Raw genomic sequence first — 17,640 nt, 5'->3', positions numbered from 1 at the left:
ACAGTACCGCTCCGCGCGCGCCCGGAGTGGCGTTGCGTCGGCGTCTTGTAACCGAAAGGTGCTGCCTCAACCAATATTGGGTGTCCGCGCTCGCGGAGGTCAAACAGCCGCACTGTCGCTTTGCTCTGGTGTTCCTATTCAACCGACCGTTGGAGCCGGATATTCGGCGGGATTAAGCGAGGAAGCCCCGCCGACGGTAACCCGGGTTGGTGGCTGGAAGCGCTTGAGCCGCATGGCGTTGCCGAGCACGAATACGCTCGACATCGCCATCGCGCCAGCCGCCAGCATCGGAGAGAGGAGCGTGCCGCTGACCGGGTAGAGCGCGCCGGCCGCCACCGGAATGAGGCTCGCATTATAGGCGAAGGCCCAGAACAGGTTCTGGCGGATGTTGCCGATGGTCGCCTTGGAGAGCGCGATCGCATTTGTCACGCCAAGCAGGTCACCCGACATCAGCACCACGTCGGCGCTTTCGATGGCAACGTCGGTACCGGTGCCGATAGCCACGCCGACATCGGCTTCGGCAAGAGCGGGCGCGTCGTTGATCCCGTCGCCGACGAAGGTCACGGCACGGCCGCCGGCTCTCAGGCGCTTGATCGCCTCCACCTTTCCATCAGGCAGGACCTCGGCCACAACCTCGTCAATGCCCAGTTGGGTAGCGATGGCTTCCGCCGTACGACGGTTGTCGCCCGTGATCATCGCAACCTTCAGCCCCATCTCGTGCAGTGCGCGGATAGCCTGAGGCGTCGTTGGCTTGACCGGGTCGGAGACAGCAATCACCGCTGCCAGCATGCCGTCGATGGCGGCATAGAGCGGCGTCTTGCCCTTCTGGCCCATGCGGGCTGCAATTTCGACAGACGGCTCGACGTCGATGCCGAGCCTTGACATGTAGCGGTCAGCCCCGATTGCCACGCAACGGCCGCCGACTGCGGCGTAGACGCCGAAGCCCGGAACCGCATCGAAGGCGTCAACCGCACCCAAAACGAGGCCTTCCTCCTTGGCCGCCGTGACGATTGCAGTGGCCACCGGGTGTTCGGACTGGGCCTCGACTGCGGCGACCAACGCCAGCACCTCGGCGCGCTGAAAGCCCTTGGCGACCTCAAGGTCGGTCATCACCGGCTTGCCCGCGGTGAGCGTGCCGGTCTTGTCGAGCGCGACGACTTCGGTGGATTTGAGCGACTGCAGCGCCTCGCCATTGCGGAAGAGCACGCCGAGTTCGGCGGCCCGCCCCGTGCCGACCATGATCGAGGTCGGCGTTGCGAGCCCCATGGCACAGGGGCAGGCAATGATCAGCACGGCGACAGCATTGACGAGCGCAAAGGTGACAGCGGGTTCGGGGCCAAAGGACAGCCACGCCAGGAAGGTCATCAAGGCAGCGGCCATGACGGCAGGCACGAACCAGGCGGTGACCTTGTCAACCAGCGCCTGGATCGGCAGCTTCGAGCCCTGGGCTGTCTCGACCATGCGGATGATCTGCGCCAGCAGCGTGTCAGCTCCGACCTTGATGGCGCGATAGGTGAAGCTACCCGTCTTGTTGATCGTGCCACCGATGACTTCGGCGCCTTCGCCCTTGCTGACAGGAATCGGCTCGCCGGAGATCATGGACTCGTCGACGAAAGACGAGCCGGAAAGCACGATGCCGTCGACCGGCATCTTGTCGCCGGGGCGCACCTGGATTACGTCGCCGACAGCAACCTCCTCAAGGGCAACGTCAACGAACTCGCCGTTGCGCTCGACCCGGGCCGACTTGGCTTGCAGGCCCATCAGCCGCTTGATTGCCTCGCTGGTACGGCCCTTGGCCTTGGCTTCGAGGGAGCGGCCGAGCAGGATCAGCGTGACAATCACGGCGGATGCCTCGAAGTAGACGTTTACCGTCCCGGCAGGTAGGACCCATGGCGCGAAAGTGGCGATCACTGAATAAGCCCAGGCTGCAGTCGAGCCGAGGACGACCAGCGAGTTCATGTCGGGCGCCAGCCGCAGAAGCGCAGGCACGCCCTTCCTGTAGAAGCGCAGACCGGGGCCGAACTGGACGATCGTCGCCAGCACGAAGAAGGCTATGTAGAGCGCTTGCTGACTGACATTCATCAACAGCCAGTGATGCAATGCCGGAAAGAGATGCGAGCCCATCTCGAGCACGAAAATCGGCAAGGTCAGCGTCGCTGCGATGCCGAGGTCGCGCTTGAGCTGGGACAATTCGCGGCTACGGACCTCCTCACGGCTGTCGGCGCCGGCGGCGACGCCCGCCACCTCTGCGTGGCGCGGTTCGTAGCCGGCCTTACGAATCGCGGCGTCGATGGCTGCGCGCGGCGTCGTGCCGGACAGGCTCTCGATCGTTGCGCGCTCCGTGGCGAGATTGACAGAGGCCTTCAGCACGCCCGGGACAGCGGCGATCGCCAGTTCGACACGACGAACGCAGGAAGCACAGGTCATGCCCTCGATCTCAATTTCCGTGCTCTCGACGGGAACGTCGTAGCCGGTGTCCTTGATGGCCGTGACGACCGCCACCGGATTCGCCTGGCCGCTGAAGACGACCTCCGCGCTTTCCGTCGCAAGATTGACCGTTGCGGACGAGACACCCGTCACATTGGCGATCGACTTCTCGACCCGGCGCACACACGATGCGCAGCTCATCCCCGCGATCGGGAATCGTTGCCCAATGATGGCTGCACCAGGATTCGAATGAGTGTTCATGAGACCCGACCTTCGTATTCGATTGGATAGAGGTCTAAAGGTTCCAGTGCCAGGAAGGTCAAGAGAGTGTCGGCACTTTTCTGAGGTCGCGCGGTAAGATATTGAAATAACGTGATTAAATGGACTCCAAGTTGTGCACCGGACCAGAACAAGCGGAAAATCTCTCATGTGCAGAGAAAGTCGCTTGACCTTCCAGCCACGGGAAGCCGCACATGACGGCAACGGCAATTGCCGAACAGGAGTTTGAAATGATTACGTTGAAAGTTCCGGACATGACCTGTGGCCACTGCGCCGGGGTTGTCACCAAGGCTGTGCAGAGCGTCGATGCCGAGGCGCACGTCGACATCGACCTCAAGGCGCAGACGGTCACCATTGAAACGAAGGCGGATGGCGGAGCTGTCAGTCGCGCGCTCGAGACAGCCGGCTATCCAGCGGAAACTTACACGACGCGCTAGGTCGCACGACTGATGCGAGGCGAGTGCAACATGATCATCTCGTCGCGCACGTTGAATTGCCCGGGTCATGAGCTTCCGGCTCACGCCGGCCTGTCACGCCACCGTCAAGCGGAACGGCTAGGAGGGGGTTCGACCAACCTGCCGGGGGTTGCCATGGTTGCCATCGTCTGCCTCCGCATCAAAGAGACCGATCATGCGCATCTTGCTTTCCGCTCTTCTCGTTGCCGCGAGTATCGCCCAGGCTTCCGCTGCCGAGGGCAAGCTCGTGCTCTACACCAGCCAGCCCAACACGGACGCCCAGCAGACCGTGGACGCCTTCATGGCCAAGAATCCGGGCGTTACTGTGGAATGGGTGCGCGACGGCACGCCCAAGATTCTCTCCAAGCTACGCGCCGAGATCGAGGCCGGCCAACCGCAGCCTGACCTGCTGCTGATCGCCGACGTCGTGACGATGGAGGGCCTGAAGGCCGAGGGCCGCCTGCTGCCCTATGCCGAAGCCGACCTTTCCGCCTTCGACGCGGGGCTGATGGACAAGGACAAGACCTACTTCTCCACCAAGCTGATCACCACCGGCATCGTCTACAACACCAAGGCGCCCTTTGTGCCGGCGAGCTGGCAGGACCTGACGAAGCCTGAAGCCAAGAACCTCGTCACAATGCCGAGCCCGCTGACCTCGGGCGCGGCCATGATCCACACCGTCACGCTCACCGGCAACCTCGCCAATGGCTGGGACTTCTACGGCGATCTGGCCAAGAACGGCGCACAGGCTGCCGGCGGCAATGGCGACGTGCTCAAGGCGGTGGCCGGCGGCGACAAGCTCTTCGGCATGATCGTCGACTACATGCCGATCCGCGAGAAGGCCAAGGGCGCGCCCGTAGAGTTCGTGTTCCCAACGGAGGGCGTGTCGGCTGTCACCGAGCCGGTTGCCATCCTTTCTACGGCCAAGAACGTCGATGCCGCCAAAGCCTTCGTCGATTTCGTCCTTTCCGAAGAAGGCCAGAAGCTCGCTGCCTCGCAGGGCTACATCCCGGCTCGAAATGGCATCGACCTGCCGGCCGGCTATCCCGACCGCTCGCAGATCAAGATGCTCGGCTACGATGCAGCCGCAGCGCTTGCCAACGACACGGCGAACAAGGAGAAGTTCACCGAAGTGATGGGCCAGTAAGGCCGGCCTCCTTTGGAAGCTTCGACAACAATCTCTGCCGCCGGGCGTCCTGCGCTCGGCAGCATGATACCGGTCCGGTTCAGGCTCGGCGCCTTTGGCGCCTGGGCGACCGTGCTTGCAGCGGTTTGCCTGCTCAGCCTTCTACCTATGGGCCGGCTGCTACTGGCGGCGCTGGCGCCGGGCGGCGAGCTCGACGTCACCGCCTTCTTGCAAAGGCTGACGACACCGGCGGCGCTGAAGGCGACCTGGCACACGCTCGACACCGCTTTTTTCGGCGCGGTGCTGGCGATCGCCATCGGCGCGCCCATCTCCGTTGCGGTTACCATGACCGACCTGCCCGGCCGCCGGGCCATCGGCTTCCTGCTGCTTCTCCCCATGATGATTGCCCCACAGGTGACGGCACTCTCATGGCTGCATCTGTTTGGCCCGTCGAGCGCGCTGCTGAACGCGTTGGGCATCGCCCCACCGCCCGGAACGCCCAATCCGATCATCGGCCGCGAGGGCATTATTCTTCTTTATGGCGTCCAGCACGCGCCTATCCTTTTTGTCACCTTGAGGGTCGGACTGGCGCGTATTCCGCGTGACTTCGTTGAGGCCGCCCGGGCAGCGGGCTCGGGCCCGTTGCGAGTTCTCGCGACCATCGTCCTGCCGCTGATGCGCCCTTATCTGATCGGCGCGGCCGCGCTCGCATTCGTTTCCGGCATTGGCAATTTCGGCATTCCGGCCCTGCTCGGCCTTCAGGTCAACTACCTGACGCTGCCGACGCTGATCTACCGCCAGATGGCGAGTTTTGGGCCAAACGTCCTCCCCCAGATGGCAGGCCTTTCCGTTCTTATCGGGATACTGGCGCTGTTCGGCATCGCAGTGCAGGCTTTCGCGAGCGGCCATTCTGCTCGCTATTCGGGCGGCATCCTGGCCCGCTTTCCGCTTGGTCGCTGGCGTTGGCCCCTCGCCACGCTCGCCTGGAGTGCCATCGTGCTGCTGCTTGTCGTGCCGGCTCTCGCTTTGCTTACGACCGCTCTGGTGCCGTCCTTCGGGGTGCGGCTGACGCTTGATACGCTAACCTTCTCCAACTTCGGCGAGGTGCTGACCCGGCAGGCCGCCACGATACGCGCCTTCCGCAACTCCACCCTGCTCTCGGCCGCCGCCGCGATCTTCCTGGCGCTGGGTGCGATACCGTTCGCGCTTGCGATGGAGCGAGTAGGCGAACGCAGCGGGCGCTGGCTGCAGAGCGCCCTCGAACTCCCTTATGCCGTTCCCGGCATCGTGCTGGCCATCGCCTGCATCCTGCTCTTCCTGCGGCCGCTGCCGCTCATCGGCAGCCTCTACGCGACGGCCTGGATCATCCTCATCGCCTATCTCATGCGCTTTGCCGTATTCGCCGCCAAGCCTGTGGCGACGGCGGTGCGGCAGATCCCACGCGAACTGGATGAGGCAGCGGCAGCCTGCGGTGCTGGCACACGAAGGCGCATGTGGACCATCTCGGCCCCACTTGCCATTCCTGCCGCGGTGGCCGGCGCGCTGCTTGTTTTCATGGGCGCCTTCAACGAACTCACCGTCTCCGCGCTGCTGTGGTCGGGCGGAAACGAGACGCTGGGGGTAGTGCTCTTCAGCCTGGAGGAAGCCGGGCTCGCCACACATGCCGCCGCAATCGCCGTCATCACTATCCTGGCGGTGGTTCTCATCCTGGTGGTGCTGGACCGACTCTCGTCGCGACTACCTACCGGCGTACTCCCGTGGCGCTGAAGGCGCGTCGGCGACGCGCCACGCTTTTTCCGAAAAATGAATCAGCCGGGGACGACCCAGGCGTCCGAGATGGCGACATGGACGTGCTCGCCAATCCCACGCGCCTGCGGATCGTCGAGTAGGATTTCCTCGCCTGTCTCCAAAGAAAGCCGCAGCTCGTGCACCGGTCCGCGATAGGTCGATGACTTGACCACGGCCCGAAGCCCGGCATGGGAAAGCGCCAGCGCTTCAGGCCTCAGCAGGATGCGAGCCGGCCCTGACTTGGTGTCGGCCGTACGCGCCGCGATCCTAAGCCCCGTTACCTCAACCTCTGCCATGCCGTCACGGTGGCCCAAAACCTGTGCGCTGACGATCGCGCCGCGCCCGACAAAGCCGGCCACGTTGACATGGACCGGTGCGCGATAGATCTCGGTGGGCGATCCCACCTGCAAAAGTCGTCCGCGGTCGAGCACGGCAATGCGGTCGGCCAGCGCCAGCGCCTCGCCTTGGTCGTGGGTCACATAGACAATGGTAGCGCCGGTGGCACGGTGGATGTGGCGGAACGCATCCAGCATCGTTGCGCGCAGATGAATATCGAGATTGGCGAGAGGCTCGTCGAACAGGATGATGCCTGAATCGGCAACAATGCAGCGGGCAAGTGCCACACGCTGCCGCTGTCCGCCCGACAGCTCATCCACCCGACGTGAGCCGAATCCCTCCAGCCCGACCATGGCGAGCACCTCACCTACCCTTGCCTCGATGCTCGCCCGATCCAGGCCGCGCGTTTTCAAGGGATAGGAGACGTTGCCGGCGACATCCATGTGGGGCCACAACGCATAGGACTGGAAGACCATGCCGACCCCGCGCTTTTCCGGCGGCACTTGCCGCAGGGGATCGGCGACGGTCTTGCTGCCGAAGCGGATGCTGCCGGCATCGGGCGCCTCGAAGCCGGCGATAAGCCGGAGCAGCGTAGACTTGCCGCAACCGGAAGGGCCGAGCAATGCGGTGAAGGAGCCAGCCGGAAAGTCGAGCGAAATGCCGTCCAACGCCTGGATCGCACCGAAGCGACGCGAAATTTCTCGAATGCTTATCTCTCACGCCCGTAGCTGCCGGCAGGTGATGAGAGGCTCCGTCTTGGATGGAAGAAAAGGTCGCATGCGGAAATCCAGCGCAAGATGCAGCGCGCCATTTCGCATGCTTTTGTGGCAGTTTGGCGAAGCCGCGTCGGTTGGCTCGATTCCGCCGCAAGGCTTTCCAGAAAGCTTCGCAAAACTGTCATTCAGAACCGATAGGCCTTGCCCGAATTGATGAGGCAAGGAATCATTGAGCACTGCTGAGAGCTCTACAGAGAAGCCCGCTATACAGTTGCGCGATCTCGCACTTTCCTACGGCGAGACGCCCATCCTGCGTGGCGTGACTCTCGATCTGGCGCGAGGACGTACACTTGCGCTTCTGGGGCCCTCGGGTTGCGGCAAGACCACGCTGCTGCGCTTGTTGGCGGGCCTGCTCTTCCCGACCAGGGGATCGGTGTCCATCGACGGCCGGCAGATGGCCGACGCCGCGACCGGGAGCTTTGTGCCGCCGGAGCGTCGCAGGCTCGGTATGGTCTTCCAGGACTACGCGCTTTGGCCGCATATGAGCGTCGCGGGTAATGTTGCCTTCCCGCTCGAGATGGCTGGTATTGGTCGCACCGAGATCGACCGCAGGGTTAAGATGGCGCTTGACCGCGTTGGCTTGACCGACCTTGCCGCGCGCATCCCCGGCGATCTTTCCGGCGGCCAACAGCAGCGTGTGGCCATTGCGCGCGCCATCGTCGGCGAGCCCAAGCTGGTTCTTTTCGATGAGCCGCTTTCCAATCTCGACCGCGAGTTGCGCGAGTCGCTGGCAGTCGATCTCGCCCAGCTTCTCTCCGATCTGTCCATGAGCGCCGTCTACGTCACCCACGATCAGGGCGAGGCCTTCACCATCGCCGACGAGGTTGCGGTCATGCAGCGTGGTCGGATCATCCAACTCAGCGATCCGCAATCACTCGTTGAGGCCCCCGCCAACGCAGCGGTCGCGGAATTCCTGAAGCTTGGAACGGTGGTGGAGGCCGAGCGACAGGGTGGCGACTGGGCGCTGGCCGGCACCGGCATCCGCCTGGCCATGGGCTCGGAAGGTCCAGCCGATGCAAACCGCGCACGCGTGATGCTCGGCCGCAAAGCGCTGCGCGTGTGCCCGGATGATAGGGCACAAGCGAGCGGACAGGTGGTGCGCGCGCTCTTTCGTGGCGACTTCTACGCTCTCTCCGTTGCGCTTGGCGACGGCGCAGAGCGCGTGGAGGTCGAGACTGTCAGTGAACTTCGCCGAACAGTCGGCGACAGGGTTGGGCTCTCGATCGAGCCCGCAGGACTTCGCTGGTTCCCGGCGAATTAATTTGGAAAGGAACAAATTTGATGCGCATTTCCCTATTCGCCGCAGCGGCCGCTTTCGGCCTTGCTGTGTCTTCCTCGACCGCCATGGCCGACATCACCGTCTACACCGCCGGTCCAGCCAGCCTCATCGACGACCTCGCGGCTGGCTTCACCGCCAAGACGGGCGTGAAGGTCAACGTCTTTCAAGCGACCACAGGCAAGGTGATGGCCCGCATCGAGGCCGAGGCCGCCAATCCGGTCGTGGACGTGCTGATCTCCGCTTCGTGGGACACAGCCACCGACTTCGCGAAGCGGGGCTGGCTCGTGCCCTACACCAGCCCCAACGCCGTCAACGTGCCTGACTTCCTCAAGACCGACACCGCAGTTGCGCAGGGTGTCTCGGCGCTTGCCATTGCCTGGAACCCGAAGAGCGGCACGCCGAAGCCGGCCGAATGGTCCGACCTGGCCAAGCCAGAATACAAGGATCTGGTGAATATTCCCGATCCGGCGCAATCAGGCTCGGCATTCGAGCTCACTGCTGCGCTGGAAGCTCAGAGCGGCTGGAAGCTGTTCGAGGATCTGAAGGACAATGGCGCAGTCGTAGCCGGCGCGAATGCCGAGGCGCTCAATCCGGTGCTACAAGGCGCCAAGGCCGCCGTGTTCGGAGCGGTGGACTATATCTCGCTCGCCGGCATGAAGAAGGGCGAGTCAATCGACGTGATCTTCCCGGCATCCGGCACCGTGATCGCACCGCGCCCGGTCATGATCCTCAACTGGTCGAAGCAGCAGGACGACGCCAAGCAGTTCGTCGACTACGTTCTCTCCGACGAAGGCCAGGCCAAGGTTGCGGCAACCGCACTGATGCCGGCCCGCACTGACGTCAAGGCTGACCGCCCGCTTATCGGCGACCTCAACATACTCAAGATTGACACCGACGCTGTTTACTCCAAGCGCGAGGAAACGCTGGGCAAGTTCAACGCGATCTTCGCCAAGTAGGCACTGGCCATGCAGACGATGAACGGGGCCTCGGTTTCCGCCAGCCCATTGGAGGCGCATTCCGCTGCGAAGAAGGGGCTCTCTGGCGACGACGGCCATTCCGCAGCGCTCTGGATCGCGGCCATTGGGCTTCTGCTCGTCGTCGGAGTACCTTTCACCTTCATCGTCCTGCAGGCCATCTTTCCGGAACTGGGGCGCGGCTCGCTCGCCGCGCCTTTCTCCAATCTCGGCAAGACGTTGTCCGATCCCCTCCTGCCACGCATGGCGCTGAACACGGTGGGACTGGGCGTTGCAGTCGCCGCCATCTCCGCGCTGATCGGCGTGCCGCTGGCTGCGTTTCGCGGGCTGTTCAAAGTGCCCGGTGCAAAGGTCTGGGATGCCCTGATGCTCGTTCCCTTCATGATCCCGCCCTACATCGCCACGCTGGGCTGGATAATGACGCTGCAGCCGAACGGCTACCTTCAGCAACTCGCCGGATTCAATCTCGCGCCCTTCCTGTTCTCGCTGGGTGGTATGGCTTTTGTCATGGCGCTCAATTGCTTTCCGGTGATCTATTTCGGCGTCTCGCGCACGCTGGAGGCGGTCGGTGGGCGCTACTCCGATGTCGGCCGCGTCTTTGGCGCTTCGCCCTGGCGAGCCTTCTGGCGTATAACCCTGCCGCTATCCATCCCGGGCCTTGCCGCAAGTCTGCTGTTGATCTTTGCAATGGCTATCGAGGAATACGGCACGCCCGCAGCACTCGGCCGTCACGCTGGCTTCGAAGTGCTGGTGACCCAGATCGAGTTGCGCGTCTCCGACTGGCCCATCGATCTGCCTGGCGCGTCAATCATGGCGCTCACATTGGTGCTGCTCTCTTTTAGTGCCTTCCTTGTACAGCGGCGTGTTCTATCAGCACGCAACTTCCAGACGACCGGCGGCAAGCCGCAGGCCTTCAACAAGCGCCCACTCGGGCCACTTGCAGTCCCGGTGCTCATGTTCTTCGCGCTGATTGCTTTCCTTGCCGCCGGCGCGCCGCTGTTTGCCATTCTCGCGACCGCGCTGTCGCGGACCATTTCCGGCGGGCTTGTGCTCGACAACCTGACGCTCGCGAATTTCAGCCGCATCTACGAAGACGGTGCAGGCGCGCTCAAGGCACTGACGCTTTCGCTTTCTCTCGGCGTTGCCACGGCAATCGTCGCAGGACTGCTCGGTGCGATTGCCTCCTATGTCGTCGTCAAGACAAAGTCGCGCGGTCGTTTCCTGCTCGACACGCTAACCATCATTCCCAATGCATTGCCGGGCATCGTCGTTGCCATCGGGCTGGTGCTAGCCTGGAACCAGCCCTGGCTGCCGGTTTCGCCCTACAACACCTCGCTTATTCTGCTGCTCGCCTATTGCTGTATCCTGCTGCCGCAGCCGGTGCGTTACACCACCGCAGCGCTCCATCAGATCGGCGACAACCTGGAAGCGGCGGCCCGCGTCTTCGGCGCGTCGAGAATGGTAGTCTTCAGGCGCATCCTGCTACCGCTCATCGCACCAAGCCTTGTCGCCTCCATGCTGCTTGTCTTTGCGGTCGCATCGCGCGAGCTGGTCGCCTCGCTTCTGGTGGCGCCGGTAGGAACGCATACGGTGGCGAGCTTCATCTGGAGGCAGTTCGAGCAGGGTTCGGTCGGGCTCGGCATGGGTATGGCGTTCGTCACCATCGTTCTGACCACGCTCGTTCCGTTTGCCATTCTCATACTGCTCCGCCGAGCCAGCGGCCACGACGCAATGCTTTGATAGTCGTGGCCCTTATGGGCTCGTCACGGGAAGAGCGGCTGGGTTCGTACCCAGAGCTCCAGCGTGGTCTCGTTGCCTAACGTCGTGGAGCGATGGGGAAGATGCGATTGGAAATGCATCGAGTCGCCCTTGTTCAGGATGTGACGCTCGCCATCCACCTCAAGCAGCACACTTCCTTCGAGAATATAGACGAAATCCTCACCCTCGTTGTGCATCAGCTCAGACACGTGGCCGGGAGGACGCCGCACCAAGGTCGGGTGCAGCTTTGCTCCGGGGAAGCTTCTTCCTAGCAGTTCGTATGTTCGCCTGGCGTCGCCCAGGCTGAATGACTGCCTCTCGCCCTGGCGCGAAACCGCGCCGGATTGTTGCGGCGCCTTCACAAAGGCGTCGACGCTTGTGCCCAGCGTCTCTGCGATGTTGCAGAGAGACCCCAAGGACGGAGTCGATATCCCGCGTTCGATCTGGGACAGGAAGCTGATCGACAGACCTACACGCTCCGACAACTGCTGCAATGTCATGTCCATGGCACGCCGCCGTTTCCGGATCTTCTTGCCGAGAGACTCGCCTGATACGCTGTCGGTCATGTCTTTGTTCACCGCCTTCGACCTTGAAGACACTTCGAAACCAATTGCGCTATGCCGCCTTTCAACCCAAGCTTGGGCTCGGTAGCCCAAGGCTTCGATGAGCCGCAATGCACGAACCGTGTATCGCAAGCGGCTCCGGGTTGCCACATTTCAGCGCCTGCAAAAATTTCACTATTTCACTTCAATTTCTTTTGCAATGGTTCAATTTTTGCGCAATGTATCTCGCGCTAGATGCTGGTGCTCAATGGGAGGGAGCTTATGCGCATTCACAAAGGTCTAATGTCTCTTCTGACGACGGCTGCCATGATCGGCGCCCTTCAAATCGGAGAGGTCCAAGCGCAGGAGCCGCAGACGGGTGGCACACTGCGCATTCTAGCCACGGGCGAACCGGATCATATGGATCCGGCGCTCGCAGGCATGGTTCCGACGAACAATCTGATGCGTGCCATTTCCCGGCAACTGATCAGCTATGAGGCTTCGAACGATCCGGACGTCGCGATCAAGCCTGTCGGCGATCTGGCGACTGAAGTACCCCAGCCCACCGACGACGGCCTGACCTATACGTTCAAGCTGCGCCAGGGCGCGATGTGGGATGCGCCGTCCGGCGCACGCCAGATTACCTCTGCAGACGTCGAGCGTGGCTTCAAGCGGCTGTGCAACCCGCACATGCAGGCTTCGACCCTCACCTACTTCACCGCCCTCATCTCTGGCCTTGCCGAATTCTGCGACGGTTTTGCGAAGGTCGAGCCGACCGCTGAGGCGATGAAGAAATACGTCGAAGAAAACGACGTGACCGGTATAGAGACCCCGGACGACCAGACCGTGGTCATCAAGCTCAAGGAGCGGGCCGGCGATTTCATCTATATGCTGTCGCTGCCCATGCCTGCGCCGGCGCCGATAGAGGTGCTCGACTATGTTCCGGATAGCCCGGAATACCGCAACCACTACATCGGCAGCGGTCCCTATACGATCGGCGACTATACGCCGGATACCAGCCTCAAGCTGGTGCGCAATCCTGCCTGGAAGGCGGAGAGCGATCCGCTGCGCAAGGCCTATGTGGACGAAATCGAGATCACCATGGGCCTCCAGGCGGATGCCATCATGCAGCAGCTCCAGTCGAGCGACGCCGATCTCGCATATGACATCAATGTCCCTACAGCGATCCTTGCGACGCTTGCCGCCGCCGGCGACGAGAAGCTGACCGCGATGTCGGCGGGCAACACCAATTTCCTGTTCATCAACACCGTGTCCGGCAATAATAACGGCGCGCTGAAGGATCCGCGGGTTCGGCAAGCGCTCGAATACGCCGTCGACAAGGCCGCTATCGTGCAGCAGTGGGGCGGCTCGACGGTTGCGGAACCCGCCACCGGCATCTTCGGCATCGGCGTCCTGGGCCACCACAAGTTCGACCTCTACCCGTCACCGGATTCGAAGGGCGATCCTGAAAAGGCCAAAGCTCTACTCGCCGAAGCAGGGTTCCCGGACGGCATCACACTGAAGATGCCCTACCGCAACAAGGACCTGGAAGTCGCAACTGCCGCCACCATCCAGGCAAGCATGGCGCGCGCCGGCATCAAGCTGGAACTCACCCCTGTGACGGCAGCCGACTACTATTCCAAGTTCATGACGAACCCGGTCACTACCAAGGAAGGCACCTGGGATATCGCGCCGGTGGGCTGGACGCCGGACTGGGTTGGCGGCGCCGCACGCTCGGTGTTCCAGCCGCAGTTCACCTTCGACGGCGCCCATCAGACCTACAACTACACCGATTACAACAATCCGAAGGCGAACGAGATTGCCGCCCAGGCGATCAATGCCACCACGCCCGAGGAAACCGGAAAGTTATGGGCGCAAGTCGACGAAATGGTGATGGCGGATGCTCCGGTGGTTCCGCTGATTGCCAACAAGAACCCGCGCTATCGTGGCGAGGCAGTGAAGAACTACCTGCCTTACGCGCTTGGCGTCGAGGGAGACTGGACCAACATCTGGCTCGAGCGCTGAGACGGTTGAGCGACCAGGGCGCCGCGATTTCGCGGCGCCCTAGCCATTTGCGCATCGCGGTATTTCGCGACGCCTGAATCACAACGAGTTGCGGACAGCGAGGTTTGTCTTGGTAGTCCTGGAAGCCAGGAATCTCACGGTCGATATCCCGACCGAGGACGGCGTCGTCCACGCCGTCCGCAACGTGTCGTTCTCGATCCGGCCGGGTTCGCTGTTCGGCATTGCCGGCGAATCCGGATCGGGCAAGAGCGTCATGACCCAGGCGATGATGGGCCTGTTGCCCAATGCCGACATCCGCGGCGAGGTCCGGTTCGAAGGTCGCAACCTGATCGGCCTGCCTGCGTCCGAAATGCGCAAGCTGCGCGGCGGCCGCATCGGCATGATTTTTCAGGACCCGCTGTCCAGCCTGCATCCGTATTACACGATAGGCTCCCAGATAGCCGAGGTGCTTCACGCGCATGAAAGGATCTCCCCCGAAGAAGCTCGGGCCAGAGTGATCGACATGCTGGGCAGGGTCGGCATTCCCTCCCCGGCCGACCGATACGACGACTATCCGCATCAGTTCTCCGGTGGCATGCGCCAGCGCGTGATGATTGCCATGGCGCTCATCTTGAAGCCTGCGCTCATCATCGCGGACGAGCCGACCACGGCGCTGGACGTGACAGTGCAGGCTCAGATCGTGGCCTTGCTCGACGACATGCGCCGCGACTTCGGAACCACCGTTATCCTCATCACTCACGATCTGGGCCTGTTGTCGAGCGTCGCCGACGACGTGATGGTCCTGTATGCGGGGCATAGGCTGGAATGCGGAAAAGCGGCGAATGTGTTTCGCGCTCCGGCCCATCCCTACACGGCCGGCCTGCTGCGCTCGACACCGGCAAGCTACAAGCCCGGCTCGGAGCTTGCGCCGATCAAGGGACGTCCACCCAGCCTGCTAGCGACGCCGGTGGGATGCGTGTTTGCGCCGCGTTGCACCGAGGCACTTCCACATTGCGCCACCCAGCCCCCGCCGCTGCGCGTCTATAGCGATGGCGTCGAATCCCTGTGCTGGCTGGAGAAAGGCGCCGGCACAACGGCGCCAGTCCCACCCCGAGCGAAAGCTACTCATCACGCGGGCCAAATCGAGCCGGTAGCAACGGTCGAGAACGTGCACCTGACCTATCAGGTCGGCAGCTTCTTTGGGCAGAAGCGCACGCTCGATGTGCTCAAGGGTGTCGACCTTACCATTGGTAAGGGCGAGACCGTTGGGTTGGTGGGAGAGAGCGGCTGCGGCAAGTCTACGCTTGCGCGCGTAATCGCCGGGCTGACGCCGGCAACAGCTGGCACGGTCAAAGTGCTGGGCCGCGACATGGGCGCACTCGACGCCTCGCAATGGCGGGAGATGCGGCGGCAGATCCAGGTCGTGTTCCAGGATCCGTTCGGATCGCTCAATCCGCGTCGCCGTGTCGGCTCGATCATCGGCGATCCGTTCCGCTTACACGGGATAGCCTCTGGGGAGGAACGCAAGGCGAAGGTGCGGCATCTGATGGAGATCGTCGGCCTCAACCCCGAACACTACAATCGCTTTCCGTCCGAGTTCTCCGGCGGACAGCGGCAGCGCATCGGCATTGCCCGCGCGCTGGCTCTCAATCCGGCGCTCATCATCTGCGACGAGCCGGTCTCGGCGCTCGACGTGTCGATCCAGGCGCAGGTGCTCAACCTGCTGCGACGCCTGCAGCGCGAACTTGGGCTGACCTACCTCTTCATCTCGCATGATCTTTCCGTGGTCCGTCATATCTGCGACCGCATCGCCGTGATGCAGGGCGGCAAGATCGTCGAGCTTGCGACCGCCGAGCGCCTGTTCGCCGACCCGCAGCACCCTTATACGCGCACGCTGCTGGCTGCTTCCAAAGCCCCGCCTGCGCCGACCGGCGGAAAGGACCGGGTTCTGGCAGAAACACGGCAGGTGGCGTCATGAGCGACATTGCGGAAAACGACTTTTCCCAAGGTACCGAGGTTGTCCAGCGCGGCTCGCTGGAACTGACACTCCGCCGGCTCCGGCGCGATCATGCGAGCATGATCGCGCTTGGTGTAATCCTCTGCATCATCCTGCTTGCGATCATCGCCCCCTGGATCGCGGCCATCACCGGCCATTCGCCTATAGAGCAATTCCGGGACACCGGCCTGTCGCCCAGTGGCATCCCGGTCGGCCCGGGCGCTGATTTCTGGCTAGGGACAGACCAACTCGGCCGTGACGTCCTGGTACGCCTCGCCTATGGCGCGCGGGTATCGCTGCTCGTGGGTGTATTTGCCTCCATCCTGGCCTCGATGATCGCCGTCGTTGTAGGCGTCACGGCCGGCTATTTTGGCGGCATGGTCGACATGGCCCTCAGCCGCCTGACGGACCTTGTCATGAGCGTACCCTTCCTCTTGTGTGCTCTGGCGCTGGTGTCGGCGTTCGGTCCGAGCCTCATGCTGAGCGTGGCGGTGATCGTCTTCTTCAGTTGGGCACCGATGGCGCGCGTCATTCGCGGCCAGGTGATCTCGCTCAGCCGGCAGGACTTCGTCCATGCCAGCCGCTCGCTGGGCGCTGGGCCGCTGTCGATCATGGTGGTCGACATCCTGCCCAACCTGACGGTGCCGATTATCGTCTACACGACCATGCAGATCCCGAACTCCATTGTCTTCGAGGCGACCCTGTCCTTTCTCGGCATGGGCATCGTGCCGCCGACGCCTAGTTGGGGCGGCATGCTGGCCGATGCCTCCTCCAACTCCCTCTATCTCGTCGCCTGGTGGATGGTGTTCGTACCGGGCACCGCCCTGCTCCTGACCACGCTCGCCTTCAATATCCTGGGTGACGGGCTGCGTGACGCCCTCGATCCGAAGAGCGCACGCACCGCGCGCCACCTCAAGCGCAAGCCCAAGGGAGCGTCAAAATCATGATCCGCTTCCTTGCCCGCCGCATCGCATTCGGCGCTGGCGTTCTGTTGGTGCTGTCGGCTTTCGTGTTCTTCCTGTTCTTCGTCGCGCCGGGCGATCCCGCACGCATGATTGCGGGTGACAAGGCGACGGAGGCCCAACTTGCGATGGTCCGCAAGAATCTGGGCGTGGACCGTCCCGTCATTGCTCAATACGGCACGTTCCTCAGCCGTGCCCTCACGGGCGATCTCGGCTTTTCCTATCGCAATCAGCAGCCGGTGGCGCAGATCATCGCCCGCCGCATTCCCGCGACGCTCTCGCTGGTTGCGGGAGCGGCGCTTCTGTGGCTGGCGATCGGCGTGCCGATCGGCATCATGTCGGCGCGGCATCCAGGCAGTTTCCGCGACCGCATAGGACAGGCATTTATCCTGACCGGCCTGAGTTTCCCGACCTTCGTGCTTGGCATGATGTCGCTATATCTCCTCTATTTCCTGCCCAAACAGGCCGGCCTGACCTTGTTTCCACCGGGTGGATACAAGGCTCTGACCAGCAACCCGGCGCTGTGGGCTTGGCATCTCCTCTTGCCCTGGAGCACGCTGGCGCTCACCATGGCGGCAGTCTATGCGCGGCTGACGCGCGGCCAGATGCTCGACGTGATGGGCGAAGACTACATCCGCACGGCACGCGCCAAGGGCTTGAGCGAACAGCGCGTCGTATGGAAGCATGGGATGCGCGCGGCGTTGACACCACTTGTCACGCAACTTGGCGCCGATATAGCGCTCATGCTCGGCGGTGTGATCGTCATCGAGCAGGTCTACGGCCTGCAGGGTGTCGGTGCGCTGGCCGTTCAGGCGGTGACCAATCAGGACCGCCCGATCATCATCGGCGTCGTGTTGCTGGGTGGCCTGTTCATTGTCGCCGCCAATATCATCGTCGATCTTTTCTATGTGCTGCTCGATCCGCGCGTTCGCTGAAGG

Annotated in this window: 13 protein-coding genes; 10 read left to right on the top strand and 3 right to left on the bottom strand. The window is 62.9% G+C overall.

Translation table 11 applies throughout. From position 1 onward, the window contains the following. Positions 1–138: 138 nt before the first annotated feature. A complete protein-coding gene (locus C7I85_RS18375) occupies positions 139–2,688 on the bottom strand; it encodes a heavy metal translocating P-type ATPase (RefSeq protein ID WP_106725459.1) in 2,550 nt (849 codons plus the stop codon). A gap of 212 nt (positions 2,689–2,900) precedes the next feature. On the opposite strand from C7I85_RS18375, the gene C7I85_RS18370 reads away from it, so the two are divergent. From C7I85_RS18370 to C7I85_RS18360, 3 genes are all read left to right on the top strand, one after another. Continuing rightward, positions 2,901–3,143 (top strand): heavy-metal-associated domain-containing protein, encoded by a 243-nt coding sequence (locus C7I85_RS18370; RefSeq protein WP_245444993.1) that lies wholly within the window; start codon positions 2,901–2,903, stop codon positions 3,141–3,143. Positions 3,144–3,333: 190 nt separating this feature from the next. After that, positions 3,334–4,308 carry an ABC transporter substrate-binding protein gene (locus tag C7I85_RS18365; protein WP_181257228.1) on the top strand — a complete coding sequence of 325 codons (975 nt, stop codon included), beginning with the start codon at positions 3,334–3,336 and terminating at the stop codon, positions 4,306–4,308. A gap of 63 nt (positions 4,309–4,371) precedes the next feature. After that, entirely contained in the window at positions 4,372–6,054 is a 1,683-nt protein-coding gene (locus tag C7I85_RS18360) for an ABC transporter permease (protein WP_106725553.1), read from the top strand. Positions 6,055–6,095: 41 nt separating this feature from the next. Here C7I85_RS18360 and C7I85_RS18355 read toward each other — a convergent pair whose 3' ends face one another. Beyond that, the gene (locus C7I85_RS18355) at positions 6,096–7,079 is read right to left on the bottom strand and encodes an ABC transporter ATP-binding protein (RefSeq protein ID WP_245444992.1); all 984 of its coding nucleotides are present in this window, start codon (positions 7,077–7,079) and stop codon (positions 6,096–6,098) included. Positions 7,080–7,398: 319 nt separating this feature from the next. Between C7I85_RS18355 and C7I85_RS18350 the strand changes: the two genes are divergently transcribed. The 3 genes from C7I85_RS18350 to C7I85_RS18340 are packed head-to-tail and all read left to right on the top strand — an operon-like array spanning position 7,399 to position 11,180. After that, the gene (locus tag C7I85_RS18350; RefSeq protein ID WP_342587310.1) at positions 7,399–8,448 is read left to right on the top strand and encodes an ABC transporter ATP-binding protein; all 1,050 of its coding nucleotides are present in this window, start codon (positions 7,399–7,401) and stop codon (positions 8,446–8,448) included. Positions 8,449–8,468: 20 nt separating this feature from the next. Beyond that, entirely contained in the window at positions 8,469–9,422 is a 954-nt protein-coding gene (locus C7I85_RS18345) for an ABC transporter substrate-binding protein (protein ID WP_106725455.1), read from the top strand. 9 nt (positions 9,423–9,431) lie between these two features. Continuing rightward, a complete protein-coding gene (locus C7I85_RS18340; RefSeq protein WP_428832874.1) occupies positions 9,432–11,180 on the top strand; it encodes an ABC transporter permease in 1,749 nt (582 codons plus the stop codon). Between the two features lie 23 nt (positions 11,181–11,203). Here C7I85_RS18340 and C7I85_RS18335 read toward each other — a convergent pair whose 3' ends face one another. Then, positions 11,204–11,764 carry a helix-turn-helix domain-containing protein gene (locus tag C7I85_RS18335; protein WP_106725454.1) on the bottom strand — a complete coding sequence of 187 codons (561 nt, stop codon included), beginning with the start codon at positions 11,762–11,764 and terminating at the stop codon, positions 11,204–11,206. A gap of 258 nt (positions 11,765–12,022) precedes the next feature. Here C7I85_RS18335 and C7I85_RS18330 point away from each other — a divergent pair, with 258 nt between their 5' ends. The 4 genes from C7I85_RS18330 to C7I85_RS18315 all read left to right on the top strand — a co-directional run bounded on the left by C7I85_RS18330 (position 12,023) and on the right by C7I85_RS18315 (position 17,637). After that, positions 12,023–13,765 carry an ABC transporter substrate-binding protein gene (locus tag C7I85_RS18330; protein ID WP_245444991.1) on the top strand — a complete coding sequence of 581 codons (1,743 nt, stop codon included), beginning with the start codon at positions 12,023–12,025 and terminating at the stop codon, positions 13,763–13,765. A gap of 109 nt (positions 13,766–13,874) precedes the next feature. After that, positions 13,875–15,722, top strand: coding sequence for an ABC transporter ATP-binding protein (locus tag C7I85_RS18325; protein WP_106725453.1), 1,848 nt, complete (start codon positions 13,875–13,877; stop codon positions 15,720–15,722). Continuing rightward, entirely contained in the window at positions 15,719–16,687 is a 969-nt protein-coding gene (locus C7I85_RS18320; protein WP_106725452.1) for an ABC transporter permease, read from the top strand. Before C7I85_RS18325 ends, C7I85_RS18320 begins: the two co-directional genes overlap by 4 nt. Then, positions 16,684–17,637, top strand: coding sequence for an ABC transporter permease (locus C7I85_RS18315; RefSeq protein ID WP_106725451.1), 954 nt, complete (start codon positions 16,684–16,686; stop codon positions 17,635–17,637). The genes C7I85_RS18320 and C7I85_RS18315 overlap by 4 nt, the downstream gene beginning before the upstream one ends. The last annotated feature ends 3 nt before the right edge of the window (positions 17,638–17,640 follow it).

The organism is Pseudaminobacter soli (ex Li et al. 2025), assembly GCF_003012705.1.
Taxonomy (GTDB): domain Bacteria; phylum Pseudomonadota; class Alphaproteobacteria; order Rhizobiales; family Rhizobiaceae; genus Pseudaminobacter; species Pseudaminobacter soli.
This window is presented reverse-complemented; position numbering and strand designations above follow the sequence as displayed.

Bases quoted from the DNA above. Each gene is read 5' to 3' on its own strand.
- C7I85_RS18345 (WP_106725455.1), top strand. From the start codon at position 8,469: ATGCGCATTTCCCTATTCGCCGCAGCGGCCGCTTTCGGCCTTGCTGTG.
- C7I85_RS18330 (WP_245444991.1), top strand. From the start codon at position 12,023: ATGCGCATTCACAAAGGTCTAATGTCTCTTCTGACGACGGCTGCCATG.
- C7I85_RS18340 (WP_428832874.1), top strand. From the start codon at position 9,432: ATGCAGACGATGAACGGGGCCTCGGTTTCCGCCAGCCCATTGGAGGCG.
- C7I85_RS18320 (WP_106725452.1), top strand. From the start codon at position 15,719: ATGAGCGACATTGCGGAAAACGACTTTTCCCAAGGTACCGAGGTTGTC.
- C7I85_RS18375 (WP_106725459.1), bottom strand. From the start codon at position 2,688: ATGAACACTCATTCGAATCCTGGTGCAGCCATCATTGGGCAACGATTC.
- C7I85_RS18315 (WP_106725451.1), top strand. From the start codon at position 16,684: ATGATCCGCTTCCTTGCCCGCCGCATCGCATTCGGCGCTGGCGTTCTG.
- C7I85_RS18360 (WP_106725553.1), top strand. From the start codon at position 4,372: ATGATACCGGTCCGGTTCAGGCTCGGCGCCTTTGGCGCCTGGGCGACC.
- C7I85_RS18370 (WP_245444993.1), top strand. From the start codon at position 2,901: ATGACGGCAACGGCAATTGCCGAACAGGAGTTTGAAATGATTACGTTG.
- C7I85_RS18335 (WP_106725454.1), bottom strand. From the start codon at position 11,764: ATGACCGACAGCGTATCAGGCGAGTCTCTCGGCAAGAAGATCCGGAAA.